Origin of the sequence: Clostridium fungisolvens, assembly GCF_014193895.1 — a bacterium.
Classification (GTDB): Bacteria; Bacillota; Clostridia; order Clostridiales; family Clostridiaceae; genus Clostridium_AR; species Clostridium_AR fungisolvens.
Genome location: NZ_BLZR01000001.1, coordinates 3800810 through 3819458 on the forward strand (window position 1 = coordinate 3800810; position 18649 = coordinate 3819458).

Consider the following 18649-nt stretch of genomic DNA (forward strand, 5'->3'; position numbering starts at 1 on the left):
TTTCTTCTACCAATAATGAAAGACCTATAATTAATAAAATATATTAATTATAGGTCTTATTTTTATATATCTAATATTACATAAATTCTTCTACAAACTTTTCTCCATCTTTTGGAGCCCATTTTCTATCAACCATTACATTCCCTGCACTTAGTACTGGGTGTAGATCATGGAATGTAGGTTTACCTTCTTCCTTATAAAGTATCCCTAAAGGTATCCCTCCATCTCCAAATTCCATAGCTTTAATTATTGCTGCACCTTTATCACTTGAATCATAGTTTTCATCTAAGTAATAAACTCTATCCTTATACCACTTAAAAGTATTTATTTTATTAAAGCTTACACAAGGTTGCATTATATCAATTAGTGCATATCCCTTGTGATTTACAGCTGCCTTGATCATATTCTTTAAGTGTTCTTTATCTCCAGAAAAACTTCTTGCAACAAAGGTAGCACCAGCTGAAATCGCTAAAGCCAGAGGATTTAGCGGTTCAGATATTACTCCTTCAAATTGCATAGAAGTTTTTTGTCCTCTTGCAGTTGTTGGAGATCCTTGCCCCTTTGTAAGGCCATATATTTGATTATCATGAACCAATTGAACAAAATCTAGATTTCTTCTTATATTATGAATAAAGTGGTTTCCACCTTCTCCATAAGCATCTCCATCACCAGAAGTAACTATAACCTTTAACTCTGGATTAACCATTTTTATAGCTTGTGCTGGAGGAAGCGCTCTACCATGAAGCCCATTGAATCCATTTGCTCTTATATAATGTGGAGTTTTTGCAGCTTGCCCAATACCAGAAACCATCATTAGTTTTTCTGGAGCTATATTAAGTTCAGCCACCGCTTCTTTTATACCATCTAGTATAGAAAAATTGCCACAACCTGGACACCATGTATTTTCATCATTACTTTGATATAATTTTAACTCTATCATATCCTATACCTCCCCAGATAGTCTTGAAACTATTTCATCTGAAGTTATCTGACGTCCATCATATTTCAAAATACTATCATCCATTAATATTCCTGTTTCTTGTGTTATAAGTTTACCTAATTGGCCTGTAAAGTTTTGCTCAACATTTATTACTTTTTTAGCTTTATTACTGTATTTTTTCAAAAGTTTCTCTGGTAAAGGATATATATCTCCAAATGAAAGTGCTCCAACCTTAACTCCAGAATTGTTTAGTACTTCAATTGCTTCTTTAATAGCTCCATAAGTTGATCCCCAACCTACTAAGAGTACATCTATATCTTCTACACCAAAATAATCCGGCTCTTGTAGATCTTCTTTTATTAGCAAGTCAAGTTTCCTCATTCTTTTTTCCATCTGAGCATTTCTTACATCAGCTTCTTCTGTTATATGTGAGTACTCAGTATGTTCATCACTATCCACTAGTACCACTTGACCTTTAACCTGACCAGGTATTAGTCTTGGTGAAATTCCTGATTCAGTTATTTTATATCGTTTATATTCTTCATCTAATCCAACGCCATCCCAAATATGTCTTTCAATTTTTAAATCTTCAAGAGCAAATCTAGGTATTGTTACATTAGAATCTGCAAGATATTGATCTGTTAATAGTATTACTAAAGTTTGATACTTATCTGCTATATTTAATGCTCTAAAAGTTTGATAGAATGCATCCTCAGCATTTCTTACACTTAGAACCACTCTCGGAAATTCTCCTTGGGATGCAGTTAATAAAAAGCTTAAATCGCTTTGTTCTGTTCTTGTTGGCAGCCCTGTTGCTGGTCCTGGTCTTTGTGAGTCAATTACTACTAATGGTGTTTCAGTTATCCCAGCTAAACCAAATGCCTCAACCATTAATGCTACTCCCCCACCAGATGAACCAGTCATAGCTCTGGCTCCTGCATATGATGCTCCAATAGCCATATTTATTGCACTTATTTCATCTTCAGCCTGCTCCACTACTATACCAGCTTCCAATGATTTTTTTGAAAGATATGTCATTACACTTGTAGCTGGAGTCATAGGATATGCTGAATAGAAAGATAGACCACCAATTAATGCACCTAATCCAATTGCATCATTTCCGTTTATGATTAGATGATTAGACATATCTTTACCTACGATATCAAATCTCTCATCCACTAAATCTCTACCCTTTTTGAAGGCTTCTATATTTTTATTTCTTATAGGTTCAGCAAGCTTTTTAGCTATAAATTCTTCAAAATTTCCTTTTACACCAAAATGCTTTAGGATTGCTCCTGCCGCAACAAAAGTAAAAGCCTTTGACAACCCTACATCCTTAGCAGTCTTTAGTAACGGAAGTCTAACTAATCTTTTATCATCATACTGTATAGCTTCATCAGCTATTATTATTCCATTTTCATTTAATTTATCCTTATGAATTTCTACTGTATCTCTATCTAATGCAAGTATCAAATCCAATTTTGCATCATGTGAGTATATTGGTTCATCTCCGAATCTTATTTGCGTAAAGTTATGTCCACCTCTTACTCTAGACATATAGTCTTTATTTGAGAAAACATAAAATCCACCTTTTTTCAGAGCTTTTTCAAGGAACACGCTAACTGTATCCATTCCTTGTCCAGCGCTTCCTCCAATTAGTATATTAAGCTTCAATTAAAACACCTCTCTTATAAAACAATCTTTCAATTCCGATTGTTTCTGTCTGATTTAATAATAGACCCAATCTGATTATTTGTAAATAATCATTATCAATTAAAATTAATTATCATCTCTTTTTAAAAGCAAATACTTTCATTATTCTTTAATTTTCTTACGTTATTAAATTATTACTTATTAATGTTTATTTACCTATTTATCCATCTACTATACTAGCCAATATACTCCTCCATATTTATAACACACTCTAAAATCTATTCTAATTCACGTATCTAATATGTCAGTATTTATATTTTCTTTCTCTAATAAAAAAAGAAACAGAATGATATTTTTTTATCATTCTGTTTCTTTATATTTAAAATATTATTTTATTAATTAGCTATCTTCCTAGCATTTAAAGCTGTTTCATTAAATAAAATTGTTGATACTCTCTTATATAATACTAAAGTAACTATAGATACCACTACTCCCTTTATTAGATTAAAAGGAAGAATTATAGTCACAAGGTAATTTATGATTTCAGGACTTAATGAAGGTACAATTTTATTGTACAATGGTAAAAATACATAGTAATTACCTAAAAGGCCAGCTATAGTTAATGCAATTGTTCCTAAGGACAATCCTATTATAGCACCTTTTATAGTTCTATTCCTCTTATAAATAAAGCCTGCAACAATTACCCATACTGCTCCTATTACAAAGTTAGCTAATTCTCCTATCATAGCACTAGTACTGCCTTTTATCACTATTACAAGAATATTTTTTATAGCCTCAATTATAATACCTGCTACTGGTCCCAATGCAAAAGTTCCTAATAATGCTGGCAAATCACTAAGATCCAACTTTAGAAATGGTGCTGCTGGTAATATCGGAAATTCCAAAAACATTAGTAAGAATGCAATAGTTCCTAGAAGTGCAATTTTTATCTGCACATTCAATTTTGATGTAGTTACATTTGCTTGTTTCATAGTAAACCCTCCCAAAAGTTATATCCTCTGGGGCTCAAGAATAAAATCAATCAAAATAAAAAACCCTGATGAAATAAAAGTCACCAGGGCGAAATAGACTAATTTTACTCTTTTACCTTCTTTCATCCAGACTTTACTGTCGGCTTCGGAATTTAACCGAATCATGCCTCTCGGCTCGCGGGCTTTACCGCCGGTGGGGAATTACGCCCCGCCCTGAAGATAATATTAATTTTTATGTATTTATTATATAACTTTGTTTTTATTTTGACAATATATTTTATAGAAAAATTTTAAAAAATGTTTTGTATACAATTTCATGATATACTATTATGTTTGTTTTGATTTTATAATTAAAGCGCTATATTTTAAGAAATATAGCGCTTTGTCTTACAAATATTAATGTTCGTTACTAAACAGAATGTAGTTTTATGAAAATCTTTACCTTATTCTTTCTTCATCGATAAGGAAATCCTCTTTCTCTTCTCATCAACTTCTAAAATCCTTACTTCTACTACATCTCCTACTTTAACAACATCTAATGGATGTTTTACAAATCTATCTGCCATTTGACTTTTATGGACTAATCCATCTTGATGCACACCTATATCTACAAATGCACCAAAGTCTGATACATTTCTAACTGTTCCCATAAGCATCATACCTGGTTTTAAATCTTTTATATCTATCACTCCAGACTTGAATATTGGCTTAGGTAACTCTTCTCTAGGATCTCTACCTGGCTTCTTTATTTCTTTTACTATATCCTTAAGGGTAGGCAATCCAACTGATAATTCTTTTGCTATCTCTACTAAGTTGAATTCATTTAGCTTTTCATCTATGTCTCTTAAATTACCATTTCTTAAATCATCATTACTATAACCAAGTCTTTCAATAAGCTTTCTTGCTACTTCATATGATTCAGGATGTACCGAAGTATTATCTAACGGTTCTTTACTTTCCATAACTCTTAAGAAACCAGCACATTGTTCATAGGCTTTTTGCCCCAATCTTTTAACTTTTAGAAGCTGCTTTCTACTTGTGAATTTTCCATTCTCTTCTCTAAAAGCTACAATATTATTTGCTATAGATGGATTTATTCCAGATATATAACTTAATAATGACGGAGTTGCAATATTTAAATCTACGCCTACATTATTAACACAATCTTCAACAATTCCAGTAAGAGATTCATCTAATTTTTTTTGAGTAACATCATGCTGATACTGACCTACCCCTATAGCTTTAGGATCAATCTTTACAAGCTCTGCTAGCGGATCTTGTAATCTTCTACCTATAGATATAGCCCCTCTAACTGTAACGTCTAAATCAGGATATTCTTTAGCTGCAAGTTCAGATGCAGAATATACTGATGCGCCAGCTTCAGAAACTATAACATAAAACATCTCTTTCCCTGTTTCTTTCTTAACTTCAGCTATAAGTTTTGCTATTACTTCCTCAGATTCTCTAGATGCAGTACCATTTCCTAGCGATATCACCTCTACGTTATATTTATAAATAAGCCCTTTCAAAACTTTTATTGTTCCCTCTACATCATTTCTAGGCACTGTTGGGAAAACTGTAGCTTTATCTAAGAACTTTCCAGTATCATCAAGTATAGCTATTTTGCAACCAGTTCTAAAACCAGGGTCATATCCCATAATAATCTTATTCTTTATCGGTGCTTGCATGAGCAGCGCTTTTAAATTTGCTTTGAAAATATCTATAGCTCCTTGCTCTCCTATATCTGTAAGTTCACTTCTTATTTCTCTTTCTATAGAAGGATAGATAAGTCTTTTCAAACTATCTTTTACTGAAAGTTCAATATATCTATCTGTAATAGAATTATTCTTTAAAGTTTTTCTCATCAGATAATTCAATATTTTATCTTCATCTATCAAAACCTTAACTGATAAAAACTTTTCCTTCTCTCCTCTATTTATAGCTAATATTCTATGCGAAGGAATAGTCTTTACAGACTCTTTGTATTCATAATACATCTCATATGGTGATGATTCTGATGTATTTCCTTTAGTTTCAATTACACCCTCATTTTTTACTAGATCTCTTATCCACTTTCTATAATCAGCATCGTCAGATATTATTTCACTAATAACATCCATTGCTCCTTGTAAAGCCTCATCTGTTGAATTGACTCCCTTATCTTCGCTAATATATCTACCAGCTTCATCTAATATATTGCCAGTAAAATTGCCTTTCAATATAATCTCTGCAAGTGGTTTTAGTCCTTTTTCCACGGCTATAGTAGCTCTTGTTCTCTTTTTAGGCTTATAAGGTCTATATATATCTTCAACCTCAGTTAAGGTATTTGAATTCATTATTTGATTTCTAAGGTCTTCTGTTAATTTTCCTTGCTCCTCAATTAATCTAACTACATCATTTTTTTTATCTAGCAGATTTCTTAAATAGTTGAGTCTTTCAAAAAACTTTCTTAATATATCATCAGATAGGCCACCTGTTATTTCTTTTCTATATCTTGATATAAAAGGTACTGTATTTCCTTCATCAAGCAGTTTTATTACATTTTCTACTTGTTCTATGCTTATATTAAGCTCCTTAGCTAAAGTTACATTGATGTTGTTCATATTTACCTCCCCTAATACGTGGTCTTATTTTGATGTTTGGTTAATTTTTAATGTCTTTCTATATTATTTCAATATTTAAATTGAATATCCTTCTTTTTATTCTCATAGAATTAACCGATACTAATTTTAAGGAGCTTGATATGACAAGAAACTTAATATCACTACTATTAACCATATGTATCCTACTATCTAACATTTCATTTATGTATTCTAATAAATTACAATATTTCGATTCAAATAAAGTTATAGAAAGTATAAGGTACCTGTCCTCAGACACAATGAAAGGAAGATTGCCAGGAACTTTAGGTAATAAACTGGCAGGAGAATACATAAAAAATTCTTTTATAAAGTACAAGCTTTCTCCTCTAACTAAAGATTATTATGAGGCATTCAATGCTAATACACCAATAAAAGTTGATGGCAGCCCTTTCCTTAGAGTGTATAACAAAGAAAAATCCCTCATCAAGAACTATGAATATGGAGTTGACTTTAAAGATAGTTTTTTAAATTATAGGACAAACCATGTAATAATAAATCCAAATGATGATTTCAGAATATACCCTTCAGCTATAGAAATTGTCCAAGATAATAAAAGTTTTATTTTTATAGTCTCCACGGATAATTTCAACTTTAGAAGCTCATTTATCTCGAAGTCATCATCTGAAATGTATATTTATATCAGTTCAAAGGTATATGATGAGCTTCTAACCTATAATAAAAAAGGCTATACAATAGATTGTTCCATTCCTTATAAAGTTGAAGACACAGCCCTTTATAATGTTGCTGGCGTAATTAAAGGTACGAACTCAAATTTACCACCACTTATACTATCCTCACATTATGATCATTTAGGTGAAGATCTATCAGGAAACATTTATAGAGGAGCTTTAGATAATGCTTCTGGAACGTCATTTATGTTAGAGTTAGCTCGTGTTTTATCATCTATGTTTCCACCTGAAAGAGATATATTTTTTGTTTCTTTCAATGCAGAAGAATTAGGGTTATTGGGTTCAAAAGCATTTGTTGAAGAAAATTACTACTTACTTAAGAATGGTAATTCTATAAACTTTGACATGATTGGCGGATCAAAAAACATTCCTATGACTATAATGACTGGAGAAAATTCTAATAGAAGTATTACATCCAGCAGTTTACAAGATTACTGTAAATCTAATAAGATTGATTTTAATACTGAGGCAAAAAACGCCTCTGATCATGCAAGCTTCAATAGTGCTGGAATTGATAGCATTACAATATGTGATTCTGATTTATCAAAAATCCATACTCCTAATGATACTTCTGATTTTATAGATAAAACATCAATTGAAAGGGATTACAAGGCTACTTGGAATCAGATCATAAAATATTGCTATAGCAATCAATATATTTTACAAATTTATAATAAAAATTTCTATATAATAGGTTATTGTGTTTCTTTGGTACTATTTCTATCATTATTAATCCCTAAGAAAAATAGAATTAAAGTTGAATAGTTTAAAGGCAAGTAATCATCAATGACTACTTGCCTTTAAAAGTATTAATAAAAATAATGTTCCTCATTGGTTTAGTTTATATTCTTACTTTCTCCTCTTAATACAGAAGTTATAAACATATCTATATCGCCATCCATAACACCATTTACATTTGAAGTTTCAGTACCAGTTCTATGGTCCTTTACCATTGAATATGGGTGAAAAACATAACTTCTTATCTGGCTTCCCCATCCCATGTCTTTTAATTCACCAGTTAAATCCTCTATTTTTTCTTTATGAGCTCTTTCCTTAAGTTCAATAAGCTTAGATTTAAGCATATTCATAGCAGCTTCTCTATTAGAATGTTGACTTCTTTCATTTTGACATTGAACTACTATACCTGTAGGTATATGAGTTATTCTTACCGCAGATTCAGTCTTATTAACATGCTGTCCACCAGCTCCACTTGACCTATAGGTGTCTACTCTTAAATCAACTGGATTTATATCTATATCTTGATCTTTTGTAAGCTCTGGTAGTACTTCTACCGAAGCAAATGAAGTTTGTCTTTTTCCATTAGCGTTAAATGGCGATATTCTAACAAGCCTATGTATACCTTTTTCGGTTTTCAAATATCCATAAGCAAATTCACCTTTAACTCTTAATGTAACACTCTTCACACCAGCTTCATCTCCAGCCAAGTAATCTAAGGTATCTAGCTTATATCCCTTCTTTTCACACCATCTGGTATACATTCTTAGAAGCATCTCAGTCCAATCATTTGCATCTGTACCTCCTACACCAGTGTGTAAAGTCAACAAAGCATCATTTCTGTCGTATTCTCCTGAAAGCATAATTTCTATTCTAAATACATCTATATCATCATCTAACTTTTTTATTTCACTTATAATCTCATCTGCAGTACTATGATCATCCTCATCAATCAATTCAGCTAGAACCTCTATGTCGTCTATCCTCTCACATAATGAGTCATATCTACTGATCTTATCTTTTAAAGTTTTAGATTCTTGAGTTATTCTTTGTGCTTTATTAACATCTTCCCAAAAATCCTTTTCTTGCATTGTAAATTCAAGCTCACTTGACTTCTTCATTAATTCTGGGATGTCAAAGTGAAGCCCCCATTTCCTTAAGTATATTTTTAAACTCACTCAACTTCAAAAGTTGATTTTCTAATTCAAGCATCATATACAAATCACCCCTACTTTATTAAACTAAGTTATAGTATATCATTATATAATAATTTTACAACATCAAACAAGTGTATAAAATCATTTAATTCTAATTACTCACTCATATAGCATCTCCTGTAGGAATATTTAAATTTAGATACTAGCGCATTAAATATATTTGAGGAGAAGAAGAAAAAAACAGCCGATGCTAATCGACTGCCTTTTTTCTTAATAGGTCTTTATAATATTAAACTACTTCTCTTCCGCAGCAGTTTTTGTACTTCTTACCACTTCCACAAGGGCATAAGTCGTTTCTTCCAACCTTTGCTTCCTTTTTTGTTGGTTGTTTCTTTATTGAATCATCAACAAGATTTGTTGTTGTTTCTTCAACAACTCTTTCTCTTTCAGGTGTATGTTCCATTTGAACATGGAATAAAAGCTTCACTGTATCAACTTTTATGTTTTCGATCATTTCATCAAACATATTGCTTCCTTCAAATTGGTAAGCTTGAACTGGATCTTGTTGCTTATATGCTCTAAGTCCTATACCTTGTTTTAAATGGTCCATATTATCAATATGATCCATCCACTTTGTATCAACAACTCTAAGAAGTATAACTCTTTCAACTTCTCTCATCTGTTCTTCACCAAAGTGTTCTTCTTTTTCTCTGTATATATCTTTTGCTAAGTTTAAAAGTTTTTCTTTCATCTCATCATTTGATAAAACTTCTAAATCCTTAGGTTCAAACATTCCTTGTGGTATATATAGATCTTCCATATAGCTTATTAATTGTTTTACTTCATCATCAAATGTTTCTTCTTCACCAGATATATGGGAATCAACAGAAGCATATACAACTTCTTTTATCATATCTTGAACTTGTTGTCTAAGAGTTTCCCCCTCAAGAACTTGAGCTCTTTGCTTGTATATTACTTCTCTTTGCTTATTCATAACATCATCATAGCCAAGCAAAGTCTTTCTTACATCAAAGTTGTTACCTTCAACTTTCTTTTGAGCATTTTCTATAGATTTTGAAACCATCTTACTTTCAATAGCATCATCATCTGATAAACCAAGTTTTTCTACTACACCTTGTAATCTATCTGAACCAAATATTCTCATAAGGTCATCTTCTAATGATATATAAAATCTTGATGTTCCTGGATCTCCTTGACGTCCTGAACGTCCTCTAAGCTGGTTATCTATTCTTCTTGATTCATGTCTTTCTGTACCAATAATTTTAAGACCTCCAAGCTCAACTACACCTTCTCCAAGCTTGATATCAGTACCTCTACCAGCCATATTAGTAGCTATAGTTACCATACCCTTTTCACCAGCATGAGTAACTATCTCTGCTTCTTGCTCATGATATTTTGCATTAAGCACTTGATGCTTTACACCTTTTCTCTTAAGAAGTGCAGAAAGTGCCTCTGATTTTTCGATACTTGTTGTACCTACTAGTATCGGTTGACCAGTTTTATTTGTTTCTTGTATTTCCTCGGCAATAGCATTAAACTTACCTGCAACTGTCTTATAAACTACGTCCGGATTATCTGATCTCTTTATAGGTTTATGTGTAGGAATGACAATAACGTCTAATCCATAAATTTCTCTAAATTCATTTTCTTCAGTTAATGCAGTACCAGTCATACCTGAAAGTTTTTTATACATTCTAAAGTAATTTTGGAATGTAATAGTTGCCAAAGTTTTAGATTCTCTTTCTACCTTAACACCTTCTTTAGCTTCTATAGCTTGGTGTAAACCATCAGAGTATCTTCTACCTTCCATAAGTCTTCCAGTAAATTCATCAACTATGATTACTTCTCCATCTTTAACCATGTAATCTTTGTCTAATCTCATTAGGTAATTTGCTTTCAAAGCTTGAGTTATATGATGTTGTAGTTCCATGTTTTCAGCGTCGGCATAGTTCTCAACACCAAAAGCAAGTTCTGCTTCTTTTATTCCATCTTCAGTAAGCATTACTGAATGAGCTTTTTCATCTACAGTAAAATGCTTTTCCTTAAATAATCTTTTTACAAAGAAATCCGCTATCTTATAGAAATCAGTTGATTTCTCACCAGCTCCAGATATAATAAGTGGAGTTCTAGCTTCATCTATAAGTATGGAGTCAACTTCGTCGACTATAGCGAAACTTAATTCTCTCTGAACCTTTTCCTCTTTGTATATAACCATATTATCTCTTAGATAATCAAATCCAAACTCATTATTAGTTCCATATGTTATATCAGCATTATAAGCTGCTCTTCTTTGATCATTGTCAAGATCATGTAGTATTACCCCTGTAGTAAGCCCTAAGAATTGATATATTTCTCCCATCCACTCCATATCTCTTCTTGCAAGATAATCATTGACTGTAACAATGTGAACACCTTTTCCCGAGATAGCATTTAAGTACGCAGGTAAAGTAGCACATAAAGTTTTACCTTCACCAGTTTTCATTTCTGAAATTCTTCCTTGATGAAGAACTATCCCTCCTATAAGCTGTTCTCTATAGTGCTTCTCAGAATGTAATCTATAAGATGCTTCTCTAACTACTGCAAAAGCTTCTGGTAGTAAGCTATCTAAACTTTCTCCATTTTTGTATCTATTTTTAAATTCTTCTGTTTTTCCTCTTAACTGCTCATCTGTTAATGCTTGCATTGCACTATCAAAAGTTTCTATTTTATCAACGATAGGAATAATTCTCTTTACTTCCCTTTCGCTATAAGACCCAAAAACCTTAGTAAGTATCCCCATGTTCTTTTCCTCACACTTCTGTATATTTTCATAACTCTCTAAATTATATCACTTATTTACATAACTTTTCAATAATTGATACGGGTATTTATAGTAAAATTAAACCATATTCTAGCTAATATTGTAAACATTTTAAAAACATTTAGTTATTTATTATAATAATTCTTATTTAAATTACTATTATAGTGGAAGTTTCTCTACATTTTATACTATAACTAATATTATAGTCAAATATTTAATGGGCTGACCATTACAGTCAGCCCATATTATTGTTAATTTTAGTATTCATACTCAGGTTCTATTAATCCATAATTTCCATCTTTTCTCTTATATACTACATTTACTTGATTAGTGTCTGCATCTTGGAAAACGAAGAAGTTATGTCCTATTAGTTCCATTTGTAGAACCGCCTCTTCAGCACCCATTGGTTTAATACCAAATTTCTTTGTCTTAACTATTTGTGCTTCATCATCTTCAGGATCAACATTAGGCACATTATCAAAGTTAATATATCTTACTGATTCTGCATTATTATATCTTCTAGAAAGCTTTGTTTTTTGCTTTCTTATTTGTCTTTCAATTTTTTCTTGTACTAAATCTATTGATTTATACATGTCATCTGTAGCTTCTTCTCCTCTTAATATAGCTCCATTAAAAGGAATTGTAACCTCAATTATTTGTCTGTTTTTTTGTACACTTAATGTCGCTTTGGCTTCCACATTTGGAGTAAAATATTTCTCAAGTTTTGAGATTTTCCTCTCCACCGCTTCCTTTAAAGGATCTGTTAATACTATGTTTTTTGCTAATACTGTAACTTTCATATGGTCAGCCCCTCTCTTAATTAAAAGGTTATGTTTTTTTATTACTTTTTAAAGTATTTACTTATATATAAGATTATATTTATTATTATAGATGCTTATATACAAATTTTATTTTTCTTAACCTTTGTTAATGTTGTATTTGTTAATTTTATTTTACACAGTTACTTAAATAATAACAAGTATAATTATTTGAATTTACAGAAAATTTAATCAATTTAATCTTATATTCCTTTGTTATTCTCCAATTATCGCATGCTTGTACATTATTTCGATTTTATTCATTTTTTATTGTTCTATATTTGATTATATATTTATATTATCACCTGTTGTACTTTATTCACTTTTTTTTATAATAATTATATATTAAGTTTTTACGTAAAATAAAAGTAGGTATCAACATATAAATGCTGATACCTACTTTAAAGCTAGTTGACCTGGTCTTTGACCCCACACTCGCCTGCTGGAACTTTTGCTACCCGGACTCAACCTCTCACTACTCATCCTCTCAGTTTTACTGGCAGGACTTACCTCTAAGCCGCACCATGCTCATTAAACCTTTTGTTCAACTTACGTGGATCGTTTCGCCTGCGACTGGCATCGACTTTCAACCACAAACCTAGCCCCTATTATCTATTATATATTACTTTTTGCAACAGTCAAGAGGATTACTTCTCCAGCTCCAGCCTTTATAAGTGCATCTCTACAACTCATAAGTGTTGAACCAGTAGTAACCACATCATCTATCAATATGACAGTTTTATTTTCTATCTCTTTAGGCGTTTTAGTTTCAAAGACTCCAATCATATTTTCAATTCGCTCATCAATAGTTAATCTTTTTTGTTCCTTTACCTCTTTTGACCTTTTTAAAGCATTAACCAATCTAATTCCACTGAGATTTGATAATTCTTTTCCTATAGCCCTACATTGATTAAATCCTCTCTTTTTAGATGAAGCTTTAGATATAGGAACGTAGGTAATTAAATCTCCATTTATATTCTCTTCTTTCATTTTTTTATGAAGAATCTGAGCTAAAAACTCTGCACTTTCAAAATCAGCAGAGTATTTTAGATTAATTATGAGTTCTTTAATGCTACCTGAATAATAAGCAGCACTACGACACGTAACTTTATTTTCTTTGTCTAAATAATATTCTCCATATATATAAGCTACATTATTTAAACATCTATCACAAATAGATTCAGTATCAGTATCTAATTCACAGCATAAACATTTATTAGAATGTGGATAAATCACTTCCAGCACGCACTCTAATATATATTTAACTATTTCAGTAATCCTTTTTCCCACGCAGCCTTATTAAACTCCCTCGCTAAATCTTTTGCATACTCCATGTGAGTAGAAACTTCATTTGCTAAAAGTATAACTTCTCCTTGAGCTCCTCTTACTTTACCTACTTTACCACAAAGGTATACTATTTTTTTATAATCAAAAAACTTATCATCAGCAAAATATATTATTACGTCAATATTATCTAATTCCTCAAATTGCTGCACTATTAGATTAGTTATAACCATAACAGGTTTGTCTTTTATTTCATGTAATTTTTCTATAGTTTTTAATTCACTACTCTCTGTTACCTTAACCAACTTCATTCTTGAAGAAACTTTTAGTATATCATTGTAGTAGTTATATACTATTTCCGTTTTCTCTTTTGAAGGCGTATGAATTAGCACTTTTCTATTATTGTCTTTAAACCATTTTAAATAATCATATAAAAGATAAGGTATATCCTTGTTCAAATCAATCCTTGTTGTTATAATTCTAGGTTCAACAAAAGGTGCCATTCTAAAACAATTTCCAAGCTGTATATATGGACAATTCATAAACACAGCTTCCGTGCTATACACTATAACCTTTTTTGATCTTTTATATAAAAAATCAACAGAATTTTGTATCTCTAATTTTCCCTGTCTAGAGAAACTAGTTATATCATCGTAAATAATTAATTCGTAATCCTCTTCTATAAATCTAATATTTTCAAAGCTTATAAAATGAAGATAGGTATTACTATGATAACTTCCACTTCTTATTATCGAGTAGCTTTTAAACCCAAATGATAACTTAAGGTATTTTACTATATCTTCATTTACATTGCCATCTTGAGTTACATAAAGTATTTTTTTATTATTAGATAAGATATTTGTTATGAGCTCTCTAAATATTCTCGAGGTATTATAAGGGACAGTGATTATATTTAACAGTCTACATTCATCTTTCTCATACCAATCGTTTATTCTATTAACCGTATGATTTAATTCAATATATCTTTTATCCATTTCAATATTAACCATATTAACTCCTCACTTATTCAGACATAAATGCATCATTAGATATAATATCTTTAATTCTCCACTTTAATGAAGAATATCTTTCATTACTTCTAGTATTGTCAACCATATATTTAAGTGCTTTTATCCCACCTACAACAACCACTAACTCTTTTGCTCTTGTTATACCAGTATAAAGTAGATTTCTGTTCATAAGTAGCGGTGAACCCATGTAGGAAGGTATTATAACAACTGGAAATTCACTTCCTTGACTTTTATGTATTGTTATAGCATATGCTAAATCTAGCTCGTCAAGAAATATGTAATCATAAATCACTTTTCTTTCATCTTCAAATATGACACTTAATGATCTATTTTCTTCATCAATAGAGTCAATAAACCCCATATCACCGTTAAAAACTCCTACACCTTCATTCTCTCCAAATCCGCTTATTCTAGTCCATTTCAATGAGTAATTATTTTTAGTTTGCATTACTTTATCCCCAACTCTAAAAATAATATCTTTCATTTGTTTTTCTTTCTTATCCTTACTCTTTGGATTGAGGATTTCCTGAAGCTTATTGTTTAAGTTTGTTATACCGAGTACACCCTTCTTCATTGGAGATAAAATTTGAATCTGCTTTAACTTATCCCACTTTTTATTAAACTTAGGCAGTCTTGTATTTATTAAGTCAATAACGGTACTGAGTATTAAATCTATTTCTGACTCTTTTATAAAGAAAAAATCTTTATCTTTTTCATTTAACAATGGCATTTCACCTTCATTTATTCTATGGGCATTAGTAACAATCAAACTTTCCCTACCTTGCCTAAATATTTCTTTTAATCTTACTACCTTAGTAAATTCACTCTCTATAAGATCTGCAAGAACATTCCCAGGACCGACTGAAGGAAGCTGATCAATATCTCCAACTATAATAACTCTTGTTCCAACTTTTATAGCCTTTAAAAGGTTATTCATGAGGACTATGTCTATCATAGAAGCTTCATCTACAATAACTACATCTGCCTCTAGAGGAGAGCCTTCATCCTTTGAGAACATAGAAATATCCTCATCATCACTTACCCCCATCTCTAACAGTCTGTGTATTGTTTTAGCTTCTCTGCCGGTAGATTCAGTCATTCTCTTAGCAGCTCTTCCTGTTGGAGCTCCTAGCATCACCCTCATTCCAGCCTTTTCATACATTTCTATTATACATTTTATTATGGTTGTTTTACCAGTTCCTGGACCACCTGTGATAATTTCAATTCCATTAGTAAAAGCACCAACTATTGCATCCTTTTGAGATTTAGCAAAACTTATATCATTCTTACTTTCAAAGGTATCAATTTCAAATTCTAAATCTAAATTAATATTTTGGAAATTACTTATTGCTAGTGTCAGTATCCTATTTGTTATACCTAACTCACAATAATAATAATATAAATTAAATACAGCTTCTATATCATTTATTCTATCTATTTTTATCTTGCCATCCATTGAGCTATCATATATATTTTTTTCTATTACGCTTTTATCTACTGTAAGCACTTCCGAGGATTCTTTGATTAACAACTCTTTAGGCATAAACGTATTACCATTGGCACAAAAATCATTAATAACGTATTTAAGACCGCTCTGTATCCTAAAGGGTGAGTCAACTTCAATACCTAGGGATCTTGCAATCTTATCCGATGTTTTAAATCCTATTCCAGTTATCTCCTCACATAAAACATAAGGATTTTCCTTAACGATATTTATCGAGTTTCCTCCAAATCTCTTATAAATCTTTATACATTGATTTGTTGTAACTCCATGGGCTTGAAAGAAGATCATAATGTTCTTAAGTTCTCTTTGAGATACATAAGATTCAATTATAAGATCTAGTTTTTTCGCTCCTATTCCTTCTATCTCACCAAGACGTTCAATATCGCTATCCATTATTTCTAAAGTTTTTTCACCGAACCTGCTGACAATTTTCTTAGCAGTAATTGGACCTATTCCATAAATTAAGCCTGATGCCAAATACTTTTCTATAGCTTCTACTGTGTTAGGTATTATCTCTTCACATTCTTCAACCTTAAATTGCCTTCCAAATTGCTGATGTAAGACCCAATCACCTTTCAGTTCTAGATTTTGGCCTTCTCCAATATAAGGGATTACTCCTACAATAGTTATAAGGGTCTTATCTGTTTTTATTTTAGCTACAACATATCCATTCTCATCATTTTTATAAACTATTGTATCAACAATGCCTCTTATAACTTCCATTTTATCTCTCCTAGTTTTATTTCACAATATTCTATTATAGATTATATCACAACATACAGTATTTAAATATTTACAGAATAATTTCACTTGTAAATATTGTTGTTTTGCTATAGATGTACCACTTCAATCTGAAAACTTTTTTCAAAACTCCTCTGAATTCTGAGAGTAGAATTTGAAAATACAAATTAAAGCAGGAAGCGGTTCATCTATAAATGTATGCTTTTACAGTATAAAAGGTTAATGATTTTAATCACTATAAAAAATATGTTTAAGTTTCATTTTTATTACATAATTCTACAGTTTCATTTAAGATGTTATACAATTTAAAACTAAGTTTGTTTTTTGTCGCATTATATAAAATGCTATCCAATTTAATAGAATTGTTTAACGGCAAAACAACAAAGTTTCCTATATAGTAAAAAAATAAGTATTTCCCTTTTAAATAGTGTTTCTATAATTTAAATTTAGTATTATTATAAATATGAGGTGATTTAATGTTATTAATAAAAAACTGTAAAATAATTTTCTTCGATAAAATTGAAGAAGGCTCTTTACTTATTGAAGATGGAAAAATTAAAGCTATAAACCCAGAAAACAATATTGATTGCGAGACAATTGATGCAATGGGTCTATACTTATCCCCTGGATTTATAGATGTTCACATACATGGAGCTGGTGGTCACGATACTATGGATGGAACTTATGAAGCTATCAACGAAATATCAAAAACCATCGTACAACACGGAACAACATCCTTCTTACCAACTACCATGACTGTATCAACAGAAGATATAAATAAATCTATTAAAGCTATAACCTATGCAAAAAATAATGGAACTGATGGTGCGAATGTATTAGGTGTACATTTAGAAGGACCATTTATAAGTCCAGAGATGATTGGGGCACAAAATCCTAATTTCATTTTAGCTCCAACAATCGAAAACTTTATGGGCATGGTTGGGGACAATATAGAAACTGTTACTGCAATAACTATTGCACCTGAAGTAGATGGAGCTAAAGAACTTATTAATTTTTTAAAAACTAATGACATTGCAGTATCAATGGGACATACGAAAGCAACTTATTCTGAGGCAATAGAAGGAATTAAAGCTGGAGTCTCTCACTCTACTCACTTATTTAATGCTATGACTCCACTTCATCACAGAGAGCCAGGTGTTGTTGGTGCAATCTTTGATACAGATATTACTACTGAGACTATATCAGATGGTATCCACATCGCATATCCATCGCTTAGATCAGCTTACAAAATCAAAGGAATAAATAAGGTACTTCTAGTTTCTGATGCAATGATGGCATGTTGCATGCCTGATGGAGACTATTCCTTAGGAGGTCAGGATGTAATAGTTAAGAATGGTGCTGCTAGATTAAGAAATGGTGCTTTAGCTGGCTCTATCCTAACACTAGACAGCGCAGTTAGAAACGTTAAGAACAATTCAACTTATCATTTGTATGAAATAATAAGAATGGCATCTTATAATGCCGCAAAACATTGCAAAATTGAAGAGAGCAAGGGTCTTATTAAAGAAGGTTATGATGCAGATTTAGTATTATTTGATGAAAATATTAACATTAGACTATCTATTGTTAATGGAAAAGTTGTATTTGATTCAAATCGATAATTTTTTTATATAAACATATC

Annotated in this window: 12 protein-coding genes and 1 riboswitch; of the genes, 2 read left to right on the forward strand and 10 right to left on the reverse strand. The window is 31.1% G+C overall.

The window, feature by feature from the left end:
• Nucleotides 1-76 precede the first annotated feature (76 nt).
• The 4 genes from bsdtw1_RS16725 to bsdtw1_RS16740 form a co-directional block, all read right to left on the reverse strand.
• Nucleotides 77-940: a thiamine pyrophosphate-dependent enzyme gene (locus bsdtw1_RS16725; protein ID WP_183278697.1), complete on the reverse strand. Its 864-nt coding sequence runs from the start codon at nucleotides 938-940 to the stop codon at nucleotides 77-79.
• A gap of 3 nt (nucleotides 941-943) precedes the next feature.
• Nucleotides 944-2614, reverse strand: coding sequence for a 2-oxoacid:acceptor oxidoreductase subunit alpha (locus bsdtw1_RS16730; protein WP_183278698.1), 1671 nt, complete (start codon nucleotides 2612-2614; stop codon nucleotides 944-946).
• A 374-nt stretch (nucleotides 2615-2988) separates the two neighbouring features.
• A complete protein-coding gene (locus bsdtw1_RS16735) occupies nucleotides 2989-3585 on the reverse strand; it encodes an ECF transporter S component (RefSeq protein WP_183278699.1) in 597 nt (198 codons plus the stop codon).
• A gap of 110 nt (nucleotides 3586-3695) precedes the next feature.
• A riboswitch (FMN riboswitch) is annotated at nucleotides 3696-3810 on the reverse strand.
• Nucleotides 3811-4028: 218 nt separating this feature from the next.
• The gene (locus tag bsdtw1_RS16740; RefSeq protein ID WP_183278700.1) at nucleotides 4029-6188 is read right to left on the reverse strand and encodes a Tex family protein; all 2160 of its coding nucleotides are present in this window, start codon (nucleotides 6186-6188) and stop codon (nucleotides 4029-4031) included.
• A gap of 140 nt (nucleotides 6189-6328) precedes the next feature.
• On the opposite strand from bsdtw1_RS16740, the gene bsdtw1_RS16745 reads away from it, so the two are divergent.
• Nucleotides 6329-7681, forward strand: a complete 1353-nt coding sequence (locus bsdtw1_RS16745; RefSeq protein WP_183278701.1) for a M28 family metallopeptidase — start codon at nucleotides 6329-6331, stop codon at nucleotides 7679-7681.
• Between the two features lie 71 nt (nucleotides 7682-7752).
• Here the strand turns inward: bsdtw1_RS16745 and prfB are convergent.
• The 6 genes from prfB to recD2 all read right to left on the reverse strand — a co-directional run bounded on the left by prfB (nucleotide 7753) and on the right by recD2 (nucleotide 16989).
• A protein-coding gene (gene prfB, locus bsdtw1_RS16750; RefSeq protein ID WP_183278702.1) for a peptide chain release factor 2 occupies nucleotides 7753-8866 on the reverse strand; the annotation gives its coding sequence in 2 pieces (ribosomal slippage) (nucleotides 7753-8787 and nucleotides 8789-8866; 1113 coding nt in all).
• A gap of 231 nt (nucleotides 8867-9097) precedes the next feature.
• The gene (secA, locus tag bsdtw1_RS16755; RefSeq protein ID WP_183278703.1) at nucleotides 9098-11608 is read right to left on the reverse strand and encodes a preprotein translocase subunit SecA; all 2511 of its coding nucleotides are present in this window, start codon (nucleotides 11606-11608) and stop codon (nucleotides 9098-9100) included.
• 278 nt (nucleotides 11609-11886) lie between these two features.
• Nucleotides 11887-12429, reverse strand: coding sequence for a ribosome hibernation-promoting factor, HPF/YfiA family (gene hpf, locus bsdtw1_RS16760; RefSeq protein ID WP_183278704.1), 543 nt, complete (start codon nucleotides 12427-12429; stop codon nucleotides 11887-11889).
• Between the two features lie 633 nt (nucleotides 12430-13062).
• Entirely contained in the window at nucleotides 13063-13737 is a 675-nt protein-coding gene (locus bsdtw1_RS16765; protein WP_183278705.1) for a ComF family protein, read from the reverse strand.
• Nucleotides 13713-14741, reverse strand: a complete 1029-nt coding sequence (locus bsdtw1_RS16770; RefSeq protein ID WP_183278706.1) for a hypothetical protein — start codon at nucleotides 14739-14741, stop codon at nucleotides 13713-13715. The genes bsdtw1_RS16765 and bsdtw1_RS16770 overlap by 25 nt, the downstream gene beginning before the upstream one ends.
• 13 nt (nucleotides 14742-14754) lie before the next feature.
• The gene (recD2, locus tag bsdtw1_RS16775) at nucleotides 14755-16989 is read right to left on the reverse strand and encodes an SF1B family DNA helicase RecD2 (protein ID WP_183278707.1); all 2235 of its coding nucleotides are present in this window, start codon (nucleotides 16987-16989) and stop codon (nucleotides 14755-14757) included.
• 494 nt (nucleotides 16990-17483) lie between these two features.
• Between recD2 and nagA the strand changes: the two genes are divergently transcribed.
• Entirely contained in the window at nucleotides 17484-18629 is a 1146-nt protein-coding gene (nagA, locus tag bsdtw1_RS16780; protein ID WP_183278708.1) for an N-acetylglucosamine-6-phosphate deacetylase, read from the forward strand.
• Nucleotides 18630-18649: the final 20 nt, after the last annotated feature.

Bases quoted from the DNA above. Each gene is read 5' to 3' on its own strand.
- bsdtw1_RS16725 (WP_183278697.1), bottom strand. From the start codon at position 940: ATGATAGAGTTAAAATTATATCAAAGTAATGATGAAAATACATGGTGT.
- bsdtw1_RS16735 (WP_183278699.1), bottom strand. From the start codon at position 3,585: ATGAAACAAGCAAATGTAACTACATCAAAATTGAATGTGCAGATAAAA.
- bsdtw1_RS16740 (WP_183278700.1), bottom strand. From the start codon at position 6,188: ATGAACAACATCAATGTAACTTTAGCTAAGGAGCTTAATATAAGCATA.
- bsdtw1_RS16745 (WP_183278701.1), top strand. From the start codon at position 6,329: ATGACAAGAAACTTAATATCACTACTATTAACCATATGTATCCTACTA.
- secA (WP_183278703.1), bottom strand. From the start codon at position 11,608: ATGGGGATACTTACTAAGGTTTTTGGGTCTTATAGCGAAAGGGAAGTA.
- hpf (WP_183278704.1), bottom strand. From the start codon at position 12,429: ATGAAAGTTACAGTATTAGCAAAAAACATAGTATTAACAGATCCTTTA.
- bsdtw1_RS16770 (WP_183278706.1), bottom strand. From the start codon at position 14,741: ATGGTTAATATTGAAATGGATAAAAGATATATTGAATTAAATCATACG.
- recD2 (WP_183278707.1), bottom strand. From the start codon at position 16,989: ATGGAAGTTATAAGAGGCATTGTTGATACAATAGTTTATAAAAATGAT.
- nagA (WP_183278708.1), top strand. From the start codon at position 17,484: ATGTTATTAATAAAAAACTGTAAAATAATTTTCTTCGATAAAATTGAA.